The sequence below is a fragment of the Centipeda noxia ATCC 43541 genome (assembly GCF_000160555.1).
GTDB classification, from domain to species: domain Bacteria; phylum Bacillota; class Negativicutes; order Selenomonadales; family Selenomonadaceae; genus Centipeda; species Centipeda noxia.
The window spans coordinates 472,828-490,299 of record NZ_GG749279.1; the positions used below are offsets into that span (position 1 = coordinate 472,828).

The 17,472-nt window shown below is 55.1% G+C and carries 21 protein-coding genes; all 21 read right to left on the reverse strand.

What is annotated here, in order from left to right; translation table 11 throughout:
• Nucleotides 1-182 precede the first annotated feature (182 nt).
• Entirely contained in the window at nt 183-554 is a 372-nt protein-coding gene (gene crcB / locus HMPREF7545_RS03680; RefSeq protein ID WP_006694335.1) for a fluoride efflux transporter CrcB, read from the reverse strand.
• The gene (locus HMPREF7545_RS03685) at nt 551-1,174 is read right to left on the reverse strand and encodes a histidine phosphatase family protein (protein WP_006694336.1); all 624 of its coding nucleotides are present in this window, start codon (nt 1,172-1,174) and stop codon (nt 551-553) included. Before HMPREF7545_RS03685 ends, crcB begins: the two co-directional genes overlap by 4 nt.
• 22 nt (nt 1,175-1,196) lie before the next feature.
• Complete coding sequence (locus HMPREF7545_RS03690; protein WP_006694337.1) at nt 1,197-2,075, reverse strand: GHMP family kinase ATP-binding protein; 879 nt, start codon at nt 2,073-2,075, stop codon at nt 1,197-1,199.
• Nucleotides 2,066-2,833: an adenosylcobinamide-GDP ribazoletransferase gene (cobS, locus tag HMPREF7545_RS03695; protein WP_006694338.1), complete on the reverse strand. Its 768-nt coding sequence runs from the start codon at nt 2,831-2,833 to the stop codon at nt 2,066-2,068. Before cobS ends, HMPREF7545_RS03690 begins: the two co-directional genes overlap by 10 nt.
• Nucleotides 2,834-2,842: 9 nt before the next feature.
• The gene (cbiB, locus tag HMPREF7545_RS03700; RefSeq protein WP_006694339.1) at nt 2,843-3,799 is read right to left on the reverse strand and encodes an adenosylcobinamide-phosphate synthase CbiB; all 957 of its coding nucleotides are present in this window, start codon (nt 3,797-3,799) and stop codon (nt 2,843-2,845) included.
• Nucleotides 3,796-5,337 (reverse strand): cobyric acid synthase, encoded by a 1,542-nt coding sequence (locus tag HMPREF7545_RS03705; RefSeq protein ID WP_006694340.1) that lies wholly within the window; start codon nt 5,335-5,337, stop codon nt 3,796-3,798. Before HMPREF7545_RS03705 ends, cbiB begins: the two co-directional genes overlap by 4 nt.
• Entirely contained in the window at nt 5,338-5,910 is a 573-nt protein-coding gene (gene cobU, locus HMPREF7545_RS03710; RefSeq protein ID WP_006694341.1) for a bifunctional adenosylcobinamide kinase/adenosylcobinamide-phosphate guanylyltransferase, read from the reverse strand. It abuts the gene before it with no gap.
• Nucleotides 5,898-7,265, reverse strand: a complete 1,368-nt coding sequence (locus HMPREF7545_RS03715; protein WP_006694342.1) for a cobyrinic acid a,c-diamide synthase CobB — start codon at nt 7,263-7,265, stop codon at nt 5,898-5,900. Before HMPREF7545_RS03715 ends, cobU begins: the two co-directional genes overlap by 13 nt.
• Before the next feature lie 14 nt (nt 7,266-7,279).
• Nucleotides 7,280-7,915 carry a precorrin-8X methylmutase gene (locus tag HMPREF7545_RS03720; RefSeq protein WP_006694343.1) on the reverse strand — a complete coding sequence of 212 codons (636 nt, stop codon included), beginning with the start codon at nt 7,913-7,915 and terminating at the stop codon, nt 7,280-7,282.
• Nucleotides 7,916-7,931: 16 nt separating this feature from the next.
• Nucleotides 7,932-8,714 carry a precorrin-6A reductase gene (cobK, locus tag HMPREF7545_RS03725; RefSeq protein WP_006694344.1) on the reverse strand — a complete coding sequence of 261 codons (783 nt, stop codon included), beginning with the start codon at nt 8,712-8,714 and terminating at the stop codon, nt 7,932-7,934.
• A complete protein-coding gene (cobJ, locus tag HMPREF7545_RS03730; RefSeq protein WP_006694345.1) occupies nt 8,711-9,466 on the reverse strand; it encodes a precorrin-3B C(17)-methyltransferase in 756 nt (251 codons plus the stop codon). The genes cobK and cobJ overlap by 4 nt, the downstream gene beginning before the upstream one ends.
• Nucleotides 9,454-10,548, reverse strand: a complete 1,095-nt coding sequence (locus HMPREF7545_RS03735; RefSeq protein ID WP_006694346.1) for a cobalt-precorrin 5A hydrolase — start codon at nt 10,546-10,548, stop codon at nt 9,454-9,456. The genes cobJ and HMPREF7545_RS03735 overlap by 13 nt, the downstream gene beginning before the upstream one ends.
• Complete coding sequence (cobM, locus tag HMPREF7545_RS03740) at nt 10,545-11,300, reverse strand: precorrin-4 C(11)-methyltransferase (protein WP_006694347.1); 756 nt, start codon at nt 11,298-11,300, stop codon at nt 10,545-10,547. Before cobM ends, HMPREF7545_RS03735 begins: the two co-directional genes overlap by 4 nt.
• Before the next feature lie 9 nt (nt 11,301-11,309).
• Nucleotides 11,310-11,885 carry a precorrin-6Y C5,15-methyltransferase (decarboxylating) subunit CbiT gene (cbiT, locus tag HMPREF7545_RS03745; RefSeq protein WP_006694348.1) on the reverse strand — a complete coding sequence of 192 codons (576 nt, stop codon included), beginning with the start codon at nt 11,883-11,885 and terminating at the stop codon, nt 11,310-11,312.
• 5 nt (nt 11,886-11,890) lie between these two features.
• Nucleotides 11,891-12,544: a precorrin-6y C5,15-methyltransferase (decarboxylating) subunit CbiE gene (gene cbiE, locus HMPREF7545_RS03750; RefSeq protein WP_006694349.1), complete on the reverse strand. Its 654-nt coding sequence runs from the start codon at nt 12,542-12,544 to the stop codon at nt 11,891-11,893.
• Nucleotides 12,526-13,635, reverse strand: coding sequence for a cobalt-precorrin-5B (C(1))-methyltransferase CbiD (gene cbiD / locus HMPREF7545_RS03755; protein WP_006694350.1), 1,110 nt, complete (start codon nt 13,633-13,635; stop codon nt 12,526-12,528). The genes cbiE and cbiD overlap by 19 nt, the downstream gene beginning before the upstream one ends.
• 99 nt (nt 13,636-13,734) lie before the next feature.
• On the reverse strand, nt 13,735-14,379 hold the full coding sequence (lexA, locus tag HMPREF7545_RS03760; RefSeq protein ID WP_006694351.1) for a transcriptional repressor LexA: 645 nt from the start codon (nt 14,377-14,379) through the stop codon (nt 13,735-13,737).
• 65 nt (nt 14,380-14,444) lie between these two features.
• Nucleotides 14,445-15,335 (reverse strand): prephenate dehydrogenase, encoded by an 891-nt coding sequence (locus tag HMPREF7545_RS03765; protein WP_006694352.1) that lies wholly within the window; start codon nt 15,333-15,335, stop codon nt 14,445-14,447.
• Nucleotides 15,332-16,345, reverse strand: coding sequence for a 3-deoxy-7-phosphoheptulonate synthase (aroF, locus tag HMPREF7545_RS03770; RefSeq protein WP_006694353.1), 1,014 nt, complete (start codon nt 16,343-16,345; stop codon nt 15,332-15,334). The genes HMPREF7545_RS03765 and aroF overlap by 4 nt, the downstream gene beginning before the upstream one ends.
• A 13-nt stretch (nt 16,346-16,358) precedes the next feature.
• The gene (locus tag HMPREF7545_RS03775; RefSeq protein WP_006694354.1) at nt 16,359-16,808 is read right to left on the reverse strand and encodes an N-acetyltransferase; all 450 of its coding nucleotides are present in this window, start codon (nt 16,806-16,808) and stop codon (nt 16,359-16,361) included.
• Between the two features lie 30 nt (nt 16,809-16,838).
• A complete protein-coding gene (nth, locus tag HMPREF7545_RS03780; protein ID WP_006694355.1) occupies nt 16,839-17,471 on the reverse strand; it encodes an endonuclease III in 633 nt (210 codons plus the stop codon).
• Nucleotide 17,472: the final 1 nt, after the last annotated feature.

The following is a 17,472-nucleotide window of genomic DNA, read 5'->3' on the forward strand; positions in this document are numbered from 1 at the left end:
CCGGTATATCATATCCAACTGATTGAATAAAACCTTGTGCCTGCATATCATTTGGCGATAACGTCTTGTCAAAATCGTAACAAATTGCTACAACAGGCTGTTTTGTTTCCATATCCATAATCTCATTTCTCCTTCTTGCTGATGTTTGATTACATTCAATGAATAACAAGCATACTCGATTCTCAACCCCATATATTTACAAAGTACTTTGCCATCAGCAGAGCAAGAATTCCAAACACGACGCTCAAAACAATATAGAGTACAGCAACGACAAACTTTCCTTCTTCAAGAAGAGACACTGTCTCAAGGGAAAATGTTGAGAACGTCGTAAAACCGCCGCATATCCCTGTCTGCAGGAAGAGTACAAGGCGCGGACCAAGCCCACTGTTCCTGCCCACAAAGCCAACGATCGCTCCGATCATAAAGCAGCCGATTAAATTGACAGAAAATGTGCCAAACGGGAAACCGCTTCCAAGCTTCGGTATAAATTGTCCAAGAAAATAACGGCACAGCGCTCCTATCGCACCGCCCAGACCAACAGCAAAAATATTCATTCTCCAATCCCTGAGCTCAAATGTGAGGTATCGTTCATAAGAGAAACAACGGCAAATCCGTCATCTTCAAATCGGATGCGATTGACCGCTGTATTGAGCTGAGAGATATGCCAGATCGAACGAATTGGCATAGCAAGAATATCGGCGAACAGGATCCGGATGGACGCTCCATGCGAAACGATAATAACACGCTTGCCGCAATGCTCTTCCGCAATCCCACGCACACGTCGCGCGACGCGCTTCTGAAAATCGGTAAAGTTCTCACTGTCTGGAATATCAGCCAGTTCGGGATCATTGTAAAAATTCTTCATTGCACCCGGATACTCTGCATTGACATCATGAAAGTTGCGCCCTTCCCACGCGCCGAAATTCAACTCCCGCAGAGCAGCATCCGGAATGACTTCCAACCCGAAACGCTTCGCAAGAGGCGCAGCCGTCTCCATAGCTCTCGTAAGATCGCTTGCATAAATCGCGTCCACATCGTCAACGGCGAGATTTCGTCCCAATGCCGCTGCCTGCGCACGCCCCTCCTGTGAAAGAGCTATATCTGAATGTCCCTGAAACCGTCCCGTCTTATTCCACTCGGTTTCCCCATGCCGAATGATGATGATTTCTGTCATATCCCCCTGCCCCTTTCATTGTTCAGGCTCTGATCTCGCATACGACACCGCCGGAGATCAGCCGTGCATTCTGCATATAGGTGTAGGCACCGTCAAATGCCTCCGCAAGCTCCTGCGTGCGCGCCTCCATATCTGCTGCACGCATATCCGATGCCCAGAGCGCTCCTACAACGGTTCCGCTGTGTGCAACGAGAACGCCAAGAGCCCCCTTCTCCTCAGCAGCAGCGATAAAATCATCCAGTCGTGCCTTGGGCAGATGTTCCTGGTTGAGGCGTGCGCTTTCCGTGGCCGTCTCTCCAAGGAGCCGTTCCTGTTCCCGTCCATCCGCTTGAAATGCCCGGCTGACGGTATCAAGCAGGCGGCGGTATGTCTCATCTTGATTGCCGGAGTTTCCTTTGCTCCGATAGTATGCAATGGTGTCTACTTCTCCGCCCACATCAAAGATGGAAATGCCGAGAAGAGGCACATTCCGATACTGTGCAAAGAGTTCCCCCGTTGTATGGCTGACATGGGAGAGCCCCGCAAAGGAAATGCCGTCGCTCGGCTCAATCGCAATGGCAATGTCCATGATCTCACGTCCTGTAAGCACACGACCGAATATCCGTGCCGCAGCATAGGAAACCGCTGCAATATCCGCACTGGATGAGGCCATCCCCTTGCCCTGTGGGATATGCGATGCAAGGCGTATGCCGAAGGGAAAGTGTTTCTGACCGATATAGACTAATGTCCGCTCAAGTGCCTCCTGCGCTTTTGTTCCAAGGCCGTGCATGCCCGTAAATGCATCCGACACCGTTGCTGTCGCATACATACTGATCGGCGCGGTCACAAGAAACGGCGTCCCTTCCAGGACGCCTTCGAGGAGTTCACCGCAGGATGCCGGTGCTTTTGCAATTATTTCCATAAGAGCCCCCAAACATTAGGTTGTGTTGATGCAAGAGAATAGACAAAAAGGACAAGCGTCTCCGTGAGAACTGTAGCTGCACCGTAAACGTCGCCGGTCACACCGCCCAATACATGCGTGATCAGCCGGCAGAAGAGAAGCGCAAATACGGTTCCCAGCACAAGCGCCAGTGCCGCCAGCCCCCCCCACGGCAGGACTAGGATCATTGTTATGAGGGCAGCAATCACAATTGTCTTGCGGTCCGCCATATCTGCAAACGTCTTCCCCATCCCATCCTCACGTGCATAAGGGAAACAGGCAACGGAAAGCACCATTGCAAATCTGCCGATCACGGGCATAACGAAGAGCGCAGGAATCAGCAGCAGCGGGTGCATATCGGAGATCAGCGCATACTGAACGAACATGAGCATCACGAAGGAAACCACACCGAACGCGCCGACCCTGCTGTCCTTCATAATCTCGAGTTTTCGTTCACGATCGCGTCCAGAGAACACACCGTCCGCTGTGTCCATAAAACCGTCTGCATGCAGGCCGCCTGTCAGGAGAAGAGGAAGAACCAGCAGGAGCGCTGCCGTGAGTGCGCGCATTCCGACTGCATAAAGCAGCAGCAATGCAAAGAGCGCATAGCATATGCCGAGAACGAGACCGACCAGAGGAAAAAAACGCGTACTGCGCCCGAAATCCTCTGCTGTCCATTCCGTCTGGCGCACGAGTCGAATCCGTGTAAGAAATTGAAGTCCAATGAGAAAAGAATGCATAAAGCGCCTCTATTTGTAGAGAGAAATCAAATAGTAAAAGAGCAGAAAGAGTACCGCAGCCGTATACATAAGCCGGATGGCACCTATAATGTGCTTCGCGGATATATCCATATGGGGGTCTCCCATATAGGCGCGAAAATGCCGCTCGCCAAAGTAGTAATTCACGCCGCCGAGCCGGACATGCAGAGCTCCGGCAACAGGAGCCTCTGCATGTCCGCCGTTCGGACTTGGATGCCCGGCGGCATCGCGCACGAGAATGTTCAGCGCATTCCGACCGTCATAGCCGAGCAGAAATGCCGCCATAACAAAGAGTATGCCCGTGATGCGTGCCGGGACAAAGTTCAGCACATCATCCACACGCGCGGCCATGCGGCCGAAGTAGAGATAGCGTGTGTTCTTATACCCGAGCATCGAGTCCATTGTATTTGCTGCACGATAGAGCACGGCGAGCGGAGCTCCGCCCAATGCAAAGAAGAAGAGCGGTGCTACGACACCATCCACGGTATTCTCCGCAACAGTCTCAATCGTCGCACGTGCAGCATCTGATTCATCCAGCTGTGCCGTATCACGCCCGACAATATAGCCGACGTGCTCCCGCGCCGCCGAAAGGTCTCCCTTGACAAGCAGCGCATAGATGTCCTGCCCTGCCTTTGCCAGTGTACGCGGCGAAATGCAAAAGTAGAGCAGTATGATGCCGGCAGCATCCGTCCCCCACTCTATGGGCAGCTGGCGCACCGCTATAAGAAGTCCCTCTGCAAATGCATAAGAAATGCAGAGCACCAGCAGCGTAAGCACGGCTCCCATGGCAAACTTTCGCTGATCGCTTCCTTGCTCCGGATACAGCAGCCGATCAAGCCAGCCGATGAAACGTCCGAGAACAGCAACAGGATGCCACCGTGTCTGCGGGTCACCAAGCGCCGTATCCAGGAAAAACGCAGCCATAGCAGCGATGGAGGCAGGGATCATCTGAGCGCCTCCACGCCGGCAATCTTCATGAGTTTCTCCATATCAAGACTCGTGCGCACTGTCTCAGCGAGGCGATCATAGGCGCGTTCCTTCGCCGCACGGTAGCGGTACTGCACGGGGAGCTCCTCCCATCCTCGCCGGACACGCAGACGGTTGAGCACAGTCCGCCGGAACGCATCATCATCAAAGATGCCGTGGATATACGTCCCTGCGACGAGGCCGTCATGCGAGAGGGCTCCGTCGAGCAGATCTGCTGCTGCATTGCCGGCCCGCACAATACGGAATGGGCGGTGAATATCCTCCGTGAACTGCGTCTCCCCCATATGAATCTCATAGCCGGGAAGTCCGCTGCCTGAAATCGGCGTACCCATGAAGGGGAAATCTGCACACTCTGCCGTGACCTGGCGCAGTCGTTTCTTCGCAGCAAAGGTCGTCTCGATGGGGAGATAGCCAAAGCCCTCCGTCTCGTCATGTTTGGATTCTGTATGATGCGGATCGCGAACAACGCGGCCAAGCATCTGATAACCGCCGCAGATGCCAAAGAGCGGCATGCCGCTCGACACGCAACGGCGGATCGCGGCCTCCAGACCGCTCTCGCGGATGTAGAGCAGATCCTCCGTCGTATTCTTCGAGCCCGGCAGCAGAATGAGGTCGGGGGTCCCCAATTCTGCAGGCGAGCTCACATAGTAGAGTGCTGCATCCGGCTCATTTGCCAGCGCGTCAAAATCCGTAAAGTTCGAAAGCTTCGGCGTGCGGATGACAGCAATGCGCAGCTGATCTGCACCTGCAGCCGCATCGCCGTAATGCTTTTCATCCAGGGAGACAGAATCCTCCTCATCAATGCCAAGCTGTTCGATATGCGGAACAACGCCAAGTACGGGCTTGCCCGTCTTCTCCTCAAGAAAGGTCAGTGCGGGCGCAAGCAGTGTCACATCACCGCGGAATTTATTGATGACAAGCCCCTTGACAAGCGCACGCTCCTCCTCGTCGAGCAGTTCCAGCGTGCCCACGAGAGAAGCAAGTGCTCCGCCGCGGTCGATGTCCGCAATGAGCAGGACAGGCGCCTGCAAATGCTTTGCCACACGCATGTTTACAATATCGTTCGCTTTGAGGTTGATCTCTGCGGGACTGCCTGCTCCCTCGATAACGAGCATGTCATACTCTTCCTGCAGACGCTCCAGAGCCTCTTCGACGGCTCCCCACGCCTTGAGAGAATACCCCTTGTGATACTCACGAGCGCTCATGTTGCCGACCGGTTCCCCCATAATGATGACCTGGGACTGAGCGTTTCCGCTCGGCTTCAGGAGGACGGGATTCATATCAACCATCGGAGCAAGCCCTGCCGCCTCCGCCTGTACGACCTGCGCGCGCCCCATCTCACGCCCGTCCAGCGTGACATAGGAGTTCAGCGCCATATTCTGCGCCTTGAACGGTACGGCACGGCAGCCCTCCTGCCGAAATATGCGGCAGAGCGCCGTTGTAAGAATACTCTTGCCTACATGAGAGCTCGTTCCCATCAACATGATGCTCTTTGCCATTCAGATGTCCTCCGCCAGTTTCTTGATGTTCACGGGAATACCGCAGGTGACAAGATAAACCTCCTCTGCATGGGAGGCAATCTGCTGATTCGCAAGGCCCGCCATATCCCGATAAAGGCGCCCGAGGCGATGCTCCGGAACAATCCCCGCCCCCACCTCATTCGTCACAAAGACTGTGGTCGCCGAAACCTCCAGCGCCGCAGAAACAAGCGCCCCTATGCGCTCTCCGACATGGACAGCGAAATCATCGCGCTCCTGTTCCTCCTCCGGATACTGAAGCATGTCGTTGCTCAGGAACATGGTAATGCAGTCAAAAAGGATGACACCGTGCGACGCTCCCGCCGCACGGATGGCATCCTCTGTATGGAAAGGCGCTTCATAGGTGGACCAATCCGCCGGACGGCGGTTTTGGTGAAGATCGACACGTTGGCGCATCTCCTCATCGTAGACCTGCGCAGTTGCAATATAGGCAACCTGCGCTCCCGTCTGTGCGGCGCAGCGCACTGCATAACGTTCAGCAAATGCCGATTTTCCGGAGCGCACACCGCCCGTGACAAGAATTATTTTCCCCATCCGCTGCATGCCTCCACAAAGCGCTCTGCTGCATCCGGGCAGCCTGCAAAATGCAAGTGCAGATAGCTGCCAAGCGTATTTTTATAAATGCATCCTGCCGGATACTGCGCGCCGCTGCGCAGCTTGGTAAAACGGAACGGGCGTACAGTCTCCGCCTCATCCGCAGCTTCCTCTACAGAGAAGTGGAACTCATGCCCGTGCAGGACAAGCCCCGCCGGACCAAATACCGTATCTTCCGTCTGCTCCGCTTCAACATAGCCGACCATCTGCAGTTTCTCCGTCATCTTCGCCTGTGCGGGGAAGACACCGGCCATCTCGTGAACAGCACCGGAAAAATCAGCTAATGACTGCATTAGATACATATATCCCCCGCACTCGGCATAGATGGGCATGCCAGCATCTGCCGCCGCACGAATGGAGGTACGCATAGATACATTGGCAGCAAGTTCTCCCGCGAACATCTCCGGGAAGCCTCCGCCGATGATGATCCCGTCCGCATCCGGAACGGCAGCATCACGCAGAGGACTAAACTCTATGATTTCGGCACCGCATACCTCAAGCACAGCGAGGCTCGCCGCATAGTAAAACGAAAATGCGTCATCTCGTGCAACCGCAATGCGGCATCTTCGTGCAGCGCGCTGCACAGGATTCTGCGGAAGGGGAAGAGCTGCTGCACTCTTGGCAAGTTCCAGTATATCTGCAATTGCAAGCCCTGCCTCGACCCTCTCTCCGACAGCACGAATCGTCTCCGATGCCGCATGCTCCTCCACCGGGGTGAGTCCAAGGTGCCGCTCCGGCAGAGCAAGTACATCGTCACGGCGAAGTGCGCCGTATACCGGCATATCAATGCCTGCCATCGCCTCGCGCACCATCTCCTCGTGCGTCTCGCTCCCAAGACGGTTGATGAGAACGCCTGCAAGGTTCAGTTCCGAGTCATAGGAGCGAAACCCGAGTGCAGTTGCTGCGACAGAGGCTCCTGCAGATTTTGCATCAATGACGAGGAGTACAGGAGCCCTCAGCAACTTCGCAACCGCAGCAGTTGAACTGACGCCGCGCCGCCCGCCGTCATAGAGTCCCATAACGCCCTCAATCACCGCGATATCCGCTCCTGCGCATTCGCGCGCAAAGATTTCCGTCAGGCGGTCCTCCGGCACGAGCCAGGTATCCAGATTATGCCCTGTGCGGCCGCCGGCGATCCGGTGATATCCGAGATCGATATAATCCGGCCCCACCTTAAATGACTGCACACTAAGACCGCGTGCCCGCAATGCCGCCAGAAGCCCCGCAACAAGCGTCGTCTTTCCTGCGCCCGACTGCGTTGCGGCAATGACAATGCGCGGAATATTCCACTGCATGAACCGATCTCTCCTTAGGGGCGCGTATTGTCAATCAGATACATCAAGGCATTGACTGCAGCGGCCGCAATCGGGCTACCGCCCTTCGTGCCCTCAACGGTGATATACGGCACAATGCCGTTCTCCGCGAGCTCTGCCTTGGACTCTGCCGCGCCGACAAAGCCGACGGGAATACCGACGATGCAAGCGGGGCGAATCCCCTCCTCGCGCACCATGCGAAGCACCTCAAAGAGCGCCGTCGGTGCATTTCCAATCGCAACAATACTGCCATCCAGCGCCTTGCCGAACTGGCGCATCGCGACCATCGAACGCGTAATGCCGAGTTCCTTTGCGCGAACGGCAACATCGGCATCAGCAACGAGACAGTGCACCTCTCCGCCGAACGAGGCCAGCTTCTTCTTGTTGATGCCTGTGCGGACCATCTCCACATCCGTATAGATGTGCGCGCCGCTCTTGAGCGCCTCAATCGCACGATCAATCGCCTCCGGATGAACGCGCGTGATCGGCGCATAGCCGACGTCGCCCGATGCATGAATCAGGCGCGAATAGACTTTCGTTGCACGCTCATCGAGGTTAAGCCCCTCCAGGTGCGGTGCAATCAGCTCCATGCTGCGGTTTTCAATTGCCATCGGCTCCTTAATAAAATCCATATTTATACCCCTTCTTTTACAATTTACTCATTGATTCAACAAATGTCTGTATTTCCTCAAATGTGTGCGCCATGTGCGGATAGTCAAGGACAGGACGGTCAATGACAACCACAGGCAGGCCCAAATCCTCGGCCGCCTGGAATTTTTCATCGGTACCGCCGATCGTCCCGCTGTTCTTTGTCACAATGACATCGGCATGATACTTCTCATACATGGAACGGTTCAGCTCCCGCGAGAAGGGCCCCTGCATCGCAATGATCTGTGCCGGCGTCAGCCCGAGCCCCTCACAGAGCGCAATGACCTCTGCCGTCGGCAGAACACGCGCAATCAGTGTGGCGTCCGCGAGCGGCGGTGCCTTGACAAAGCGCTCCAGATTCCGGCTTCCTGTCGTCAGGAATACCGTTTTCCCAAGACGCGATGAGACCTCAGCCGCCTCCTCATAGGAGTGGACGAGATGCACATTGCGGCAGGATATATCGGTCATGTTGCGTTCGTATCGAATGTAGGGGATCTTCTCCTCTGCCGCTGCTTTCATTGCATTCCGCGATACATTCACTGCATAGGGATGCGTTGCATCGACAAAGAGGTGAACCCCATGCTCTTTGAAAAATGCATGGAGGCCGTCTTCATCAAGCGGCGTATCGTTGATCAGAAGCTTCCCGCCGCCCGCTTCGCGCTGCTCTGAGAGAAGCTGCTCGCCATAGGAGCTGACCACAGATGCGGCCACATCGTATCCTGCAGCGCATAATCGGCGCACAATTTCCCGTCCGTCTTGCGTGCCTGCTGCTACGAAAATCAAAGTCCCGGCTCCCTCTTCTGATAACCGCGCGGCGTAATCATCCACTCTCCTACACGTCGTGTCTTAGAGTTGCCGATGATAACGAGTGAGAACATATTGATATCTTCTTTTGTAAATGTACCAAGTGTTGAAATTAGAGTTGTTTCATCAGCACGACTTGCGCCTGTCACAATGCCGACTGGTGTCTCAGGCATACGATGATGGAGGAAGATTTCCTGTACGGCTTTGATCTGGCCCACGCGCTTATTGCTGCGCGGATTGTAAAGCGCCGTGACAAAATCGCCCTTCGCCGCGAGCTCTGCGCGATCCTGAATGACCTCCCACGGCGTAAGGAGATCAGACAGGCTAATCACGACAAAATCATGCATAATAGGCGCTCCGAGAAGCCCCGCTGCAGCGCTCATCGCTGAGACCCCTGGAATGACGCCGCCGAACTCCGGCCGCTCCGTTTCCTCCATCTTCACGAGAAGCTCAAGGACAAGCCCTGCCATCCCGTAGATACCCGCATCGCCGCTTGAGATGACAACAACCGTCTCCCCATCCGATGCCGCTTTGAGCGCCGCCCGGCAGCGATCAATCTCCTGCGTCATACCCGTGTCGAGTACTTGTTTCCCTTCAACGAGTTCGGCAATGAGCTCAACATAACGCTTGTATCCGACGACTGTCGTCGCTTCTTCGATCGTGCGTCGTGCACGATAAGTCATATCGTCCAAACTGCCGGGGCCAATGCCCACAACGCTTATTTTTCCCATAAGAGTGCCACCGTCACTTTCCCAAATCCTGTTTTTCCGAGCGCCATGCGCCCTCCTTCTTTTCCTGCCGCACAGAGCGCCGCCGCTTCGGAAACATTCCCAACGCCGATGGTCTGCCGGACAAAATCGGACTCTGTCAGTCCATATTGATCAATCATATGTGCAAGGGCCTCGTTTGGAAAGAATTGAATCTCCCGGCCAAGCGTCCGCACTGCTGCGAGGAGACCTGCCTCATCGCGCTTGACCTCTGTACTGGCAAACGCATCAATGAAAGAGGGGCTCCGTCCAATCATGCTGCATGCCTGTGTGAGTGCCCGCAGAATCTTTGCCTCGGGTACGCCCGCGCGGCATCCGACCCCTGCAATCAGGCGCCGAGGCGTCAGATAGAGTGTGCGCGGCGGCATTGCAGACATCTCCGGAACTGCTTCTGCCCGCGTAATAATCACATGGTATTCGTCCTCTCCCACCGGAGGCAGCACCCCGCAAAAGAGCCTCGGCTGTATTTCCTCTGCGCGCAGATGCGCTTCATAGAACGCCGCATGCGGGAGGTCTGAATCAATGAAGTAGGATGCGGTTCTGCCCTCGACCAGCGCCGTATTTATTACCTGTATCCCGCTCTTTGGAACAGGGCGCAGCGCCAGCTGCGCTGCAATGCTGTCAGGCGCGAGAACGCCCGTCACATCCGTCGCTGTCGTAATGACAGGATCGGCACCCACAGCTGCACAAAGCCGCCGCGTAAGTTCATTTGCACCGCCGATATGACCTGACAGGAGGCTGATGCCGTGTTTCCCCTGCTCATCAAAGACAAGAACCGCGGGGTCATAGAGCTTGCTATCGGCATAGGGGGCAATCATGCGCACGACAATGCCGGTCGCCATGATGCAGACAAGTGCATCATAGCGTGTGAATGCCGTTTTCATGACATCTGCCAGACGCAAAAAATATACTGTTTCATATCCTTCCGAAATATTGCCGCGCAGGCGTTCCGGGATATGAATTACAGTACTGCCGTCTACTGCATCTGCAAGGCGGACAGCAAGTTGCACGCCTCCGGCGGTCAGCGCAAAGAGTGCTGTTCTCACTGCTTTGCATCCCGGAACATATGCGAGAATCCGGGCGCATAGAGCTTGGAGAGCTCATAATTCGTATCGAGACAGTCTCCAACAACGATCATCGCTGTACGGTCGATCTCCTCCGCCTTTACCTGCTCTGCAATCGTCTCAAGCGTACCGCGCAGAATCTTCTGCTCCGGCCACGTTGCACGCTGCACAATAGCGATCGGTGTTGTTTTCTCATACCCGCCGGCGACAAGTTCCGCTGCAACCTCCTCAATCATTGAAATCGAGAGAAAGATACACATCGTCGCATGATGTGCAGCAAGGCCGCGCAGGTTCTCACGCTCTGGTACGGGCGTCCGTCCCTCATTGCGCGTAATGATGACCGTCTGGGAGATGCCGGGCAGCGTATATTCCTGTCGCAGGGCCGCTGCCGTTCCAAGGAAGGAGCTCACGCCGGGCACCACATCGTACTCGAACCCACGCTTCTTCCACGCATCCATCTGCTCCTGAATGGCGCCGTAGATCGCCGGATCGCCCGTATGCAGGCGAACGGTCATCTTGCCCGCGGACTCCGCCTGCGCGATCACTTCGACTACTTCATCGAGCGTCATATGCGCAGAGTTATGAATCTCAGCCCCATCCTTGCACATATTGAGAAGGGCAGGATTGACGAGAGATCCTGCATAGATGACGACATCCGCCTCTCCAAGATAGCGTGCGCCCTTTACCGTGATAAGCTCAGGATCACCGGGCCCCGCACCGACAATATGAATCATACATATACCTCACTTTCTCTCTGCCGTGATAATATAAATCGGGTTCAGCGCTTTTGCCATATCATAGGGGCCAACACGCTCCAATCGGCTGATCTGTACCTGTATCGCTTCATATGTATAGCGGTCTGCATGACTGTGAAAATAATCCAAACATGCAGCAACCGTCTGCATCGTGATCGCATTCGCCACAATGCGCCCGTTGGGATGCAGACGCTCTCCCACAATATCCAGAATGTCGGCCAGCTGCCGTCCGCTGCCGCCGATCAGCGCCGTATCAAGCGCCGGCAGCCCCTCCAAAGCGCCAGGGGCAGTTCCCTCGACCACCGTGATATTCTCCACGGAAAACCGCTTCGCATTCTCAGCGATGAGGCTGATGCCCTCCGGATTCTTTTCAATCGCGTACACATGCCCCTGGGGTGCAAGACGCGCGGCCTCGATCGAGAGCGAGCCGGTCCCTGCACCGATGTCATAGACAACGGCATCCGAAGCAATCTGTGCCTTGACGAGGGTAAGAATACGAATTTCCTCCTTCGTCATCGGCACCTTCCCCCGCAGGAAGGCATCATCCTTTATTCCAAGATCCATTATGTTTACTCCTCATTATCTGCACAGACGACAAGCACGCCGTGTCCGATCCCGGCGGCTCGAGACGCTTCTCCGATCGTCGTGTGCACAATCTGTTCATCTGCATACGAAAGCCGCGTGCAAATGTGCATATCATCATTTTCCTTCCAGCCGTGCGAAAGGAGTCTCTCTGCGATGGTCTGAGAATTGTTCCGTCCGTCGGTCAGCATACCGAGAACAGCTCCTGGCGCCCGAAAGAGTTCCTCCGGCAGAGGTTCCCGTCCGTGAAAACTGAGCAGACGTGCATTGTGCCACGGGAGAGCCAACCGGGAAAACGCAAGCTGCAGAGAGCTGATGCCCGGAATCACCTCAATCTGATCGAGGGGAAATGTGCGGCGTAGCGCATCCAGCAGAGAGTAATAGCCGGGATCCCCGGAGACCATGACAACAACGTCATTCTCTGCGAGAGACGTACAGATAAACGCAAGAACGCCCGGTATATCGGCACCAATCGCATACGTCTTTGCCGCAGGATGCGCAAAATCTTCAAGCGCACGCCGTCCCCCGACAAGAATACGCGCATTTGCGATCGTATTCTGTGCTTTTGGCAACAAATACGCCGGATTCCCCGGACCAATTCCTGCAACAATTATCTTATGCGTCACGCTTCCAGTTTCCATCCATGCTCCTTTGCAAAGGCACGCGCGCGATCGTCGGCGCCGAGAATATCCCCGGCAAAATTGACCATCAGCGCACCGACCTGCACCTTTCTGAAAAGATACCGCTCTGCCCGCACATGCACACGTTCGGCAATGACGGCGCAAACACGCTCCGAAAGCCCCGCCTCCGCAATACGCTCCATGGCATCTTCGGTTGTATTGGACGCAAGAACAGCACGCACGCCATCCTGCTCCAGCCCCTCTGCTGCCGCATATGCAGCAAGAGTTTCAAGACGTGCGTCAGCAATGCGGTTATGCGTATGAAAGACACCGGCAGCAATCTTTACAAGCTTGCCGGTATGTCCGAGAATGAGCACGCCCTTTGCCCCGCGCTCTGCAGCACGGTCCAGCATAAAGCCGATAAAATTACTGGTCTCAATGATTGCCGCCTGTGAAATGCCCAGAGCCAGGGCAATTCTCTCGCCAATTTTCCCAGGAACAAAGACGAGCACGTCTTCTCCGGATGCAAGCGCCACATCGATCTGCGGCACAAGAGAATCCTTGAACGCCTCTTCAGACATCGGACGCAGCACACCGGTCGTTCCGATCACAGAAATACCTCCCTCGATCCCGAGAACGGGATTGAGGGTTTTTTTTGCAAGTTCGACACCTTCAGGGATAGCAATGGTGACCTCCGCGCCAAAATCCTCCTGTCCTGTCATCTCTGACACAACGCGGCGAATCAACTCGCGCGGTCCTTTGTTGATTGACGGTTCACCAACCGGGAGACTCATGCCCCGCTTGGTCACTGTCCCGACACCTTCACCTGCACGAAAGACAATGCCCTGATGCCCATCAAGCATCTTCACTGTGGTAAATACAGAGACACCGTTTGTGATGTCCGGATCATCGCCTGAAAATTTAATGACCTCAGCGCGGACGCCGTCCGGCGTCTCCACAACGGCTTTCACAGGGATGACAAGCGGCGTACCGTCCAGCGCCGTGAGCGCGATCTCATTCCAATCTTCGCCCGCCTGAAATAAAAAGCAAGCTTTCACACCTGCCGCCGCACACGCACCTGTCGTGTAACCGCTGCGCAATTCTTTTGCCATAATCGCCTCTCAAACGACAGAAAAAACAATCTCATTATATCATTCTTCGACGCAAATGAAAAGAGCGCTGCACACCCGTGCAGCGCTCTTTGTCATCTGTCAGATATGGCGATAGAGGCCGATCACCTTGCCGAGCACTTGTACATCTGTCTCATAGAAGGGTTCCATCGAGTCATTCTCCGGCTGCAGGCGAATGCAGTTCTTTTCGCGGAAAAAACGTTTTACTGTTGCAGACTCTCCGTTGACAAGCGCCACAACAATATCGCCGTTGTTCGCCGTCGGCTGCTGACGTACGAGAACAAAGTCTCCGTCAAAGATACCGACGTTAATCATGCTGTCCCCCTGAATGCGGAGCATGAACACATCCTCTGCCGTCCCGATAAGGCCGCGCGGAAACGAGAATACATCCTCGATGTTCTGCTCTGCAAGAATGGGCTCGCCTGCCGTTACAACACCGACAAGAGGGACGGGAATCGTGCGCCCCCACGGATTCTCCCCCATGATGTCAATGGCACGCGGCTTTGTCGCATCACGGCGAATCGCGCCGTTCTCCTCCAACATGGCAAGATAGCGATGTACCGTTGAGCTGGATTTGAGCCCCACAGCCGTTCCAATTTCGCGCACCGAAGGCGGATAGCCCTTCTCGATCAAAAAGTCTTTTATGTACTGCAAGATTTCGGACTGGCGCCGCGTGGATATTCTGGTTTTCTTCACGGTGATACCCCCTGACAGGATTGTATGCATACAACTGTTCTTATTACATCATATCATATGTACGTTCTAAAAAAAAGACTTTTTTAGGAAAAACGTCAGTTTGTATCAAATTTTTGTTCCGCATCGCGTAGAATCCCATCGCGGCGCTCCTTTGAAGCAGTGAAATAATCATGTACGGTCTGCCGATCTTCTGCTTCAATTGCAGTAGCGACCTCGCTGAGAATATCCTGCAGCTCACGCAGCGCATCCACAATCAGTCTTTTATTCGTCATGCAGATATCCGCCCACATATCTGCATTGGAGGAGGCAATGCGCGTCGTATCTTTGAACCCGCCGCCGATGAGTTTAAGACACGCATCCAGATCATCGCCGCTGCGGTTGAGCAGCGTGACGAGCGCCGCTGCCGCCAAGTGCGGGACGTGGCTGATGACCGCTGCGCAGCGGTCATGCCGAGCGAGATCGAGCGTTGTAAAGTTCGCCCTCGTATGCACGAGAATATTCATCAGCCGTTCTTTGACATCCCGCGGTACAGACGGATCATCAATAATGACATACGCTTTGCCGGCAAACAGATCCTTCGTCGCCGCCTCCACGCCGCTTTTCTCGCGTCCCGCCATCGGATGCCCCGGCACGTAGAAGACAGACGGCGGCAGAATCTCATGCAGCGCATCGTATACATAGCCCTTCGTGCTTCCCGCATCTGTCAGAATGGTACCCGGCTTCAAATACGGCAGAATCCGCTTGACCATCGGCACAATCTGCAGAACCGGCGGGCTGAGGTAGACGATCTCCGCGCCTCCGACTACGGACGCGAGATCAGCTGAGGCCTCATCCACCGCACCAAGCTGCAGCGCCTTCTGCATAGATTTCTCTGAGCGGCAGAGCCCTGTGATATAGATGTCATCGCCAAGCGCATCCTTGAGACAGAGGCCGAGCGATCCGCCGATGAGTCCGACGCCGATAACAGCAAGCTTCGTCCGACTCATACGCGCCGTCCGACCGCAGGCGCAATCTGACGTACTTCATCCATGAGCAGTTCGAAGTTCTGAGGAATGAGGCTCTGATCACCGTCCGAAAGAGCCTCCTCCGGATGGCAGTGCACCTCGATGATGAGGCCGTCCGCACCGACAGCAACGGAGGCGCGCGCCAACGGACGGACCATCTGCCAGCGCCCGGTCCCGTGGCTCGGATCTGCAATCACCGGGAAGTGCGTGAGCTCTTTAAGTGCTGCGACGGCATTGAGGTCCATCGTATTGCGTGTAAAGGTCTCATAGGTGCGAATGCCGCGCTCACAAAAGATGATGTTCTGGTTGCCGCCCGATGCAATGTATTCGGCAGCATTCAGCCACTCACTGATCGTCGCAGAAATTCCTCTCTTGAACAAAATTGGCATCTGTATCTTTCCGAGCGCCTTGAGCATCTGGAAGTTCTGCATATTGCGCGCACCGACCTGGAGGAGGTCTGCGTATTCGGATACAAGTTCAATATCCTCCTTGTCCACGATCTCCGTCACCACGCGCAGCCCCGTCTTGTCTCCGACATCGCGCAATATCTTCAGTCCCTCAAGGCCAAGACCCTGGAAATCATAGGGACTCGTACGCGGCTTGAAGGCTCCGCCGCGCAGGAACTGTGCGCCGGCCGCCTTGACCTTAACCGCAACGTCATAGACCTGATCGTAACTCTCCACCGAGCATGGCCCCGCCATGATCGCAAGCTGCTCCCCGCCAACGGGGAAGCCTGCGACGTCCACGATGCTGTTTGCCGGATGGAAATCGCGGCTGACCATCTTGTATTTCTCCGTAATGCGAACCGTTTTCTCAACGCCTTCCAGCATATTCATTTCAAGACCTGCAATGACTTTCTTGTCGCCGATCACACCAATGATGACACGGTCTTCACCCTTGGAGAGATGCGTGCGGAGTCCGGCCTGCTCAATCTTTGCGGCAACCTGATCAATATTCGCCTGTGTGGCTCTGGGGTTCATAACGACGATCATAGCTTTACCTCCATCATACCTTGATCATAGCAATCTCATCACAGTTCGGATACTTCGGGCAGTCGATGCATTCCTTCCACACCTTCTGCGGCAGTTCCTCCCGACTAATACGGATAAATCCGAGCTTCCGAAAAAAATCCGGCTTATAGGTAAGGGTAAACACCTTTTCAATACCGAGTGCATCTCCCTCATCAAGCAGCAAACGAACAATCTCCGTGCCAATTCCTCGCCTCATATATGCGGGAGCAATTGCCATCATCCGGACTTCGGCAAGTCGATCCCACATGATATGAAGAGCACCGACGCCAACAACCTCGCTTCCACTCTCGGCAATCACCATGTCACGCAGATTTTCATAGAGCGTATTGCGCGAACGCGGAAGCATCTCCCCCTGCGCTGCATAGATATGCACAAGTCCAAATATGGACTCGATATCGTCAAACCGCGCTTTTCGGTAGATCACTCGCCCACGCTCCTTCCCTATTGAAATTCTCTAGGCTGCGCTGCTTGGGCATATAAAGCTGAGCGGACAATCGCCACAGAGTGGTTTGCGCGCCTTGCAGATCTGACGTCCATGCAAGATCAGCCAGTGATGCGCGTCACTCCAATCTGCACGCGGAATCGCCTTCTGCAGCCCCTTCTCAACCTCGAGCGGCGTCTTGCCGACAGCAAGGTGCAGGCGATTCGCCACGCGAAACACATGGGTGTCGACGGCAATCGCAGGCACGCGGAAGGCCACGCTCATAACGACATTCGCCGTCTTGCGCCCGACGCCCGGGAGCTTCTGCAGTGCCTCGAAATCTGCCGGAACCTCACCGCCATATTCCTGCAGCAGGATATCACAGGTCTCAAGGATATGCTTTGCCTTCATGCGGAAGAACCCGCAGTCATGGATCGCCGCCTCAAGTTCCGCCTGTCCGAGCGAGGCAATTGCCTCCGGCGTATTTGCACGGGGAAAGAGACGGCTCGTCACAATGTTTACCCGCACATCCGTGCACTGTGCCGAGAGAATTACGGCAATGAGCAGTTCAAACGGCGTCTTGAATTCAAGTGCCGGTCTCGCGTTGGGATAAAGTTCGCGGAGAATGCGAAGTTGCTCCGCTTTGATGGCTTTCGTTACTCTCATA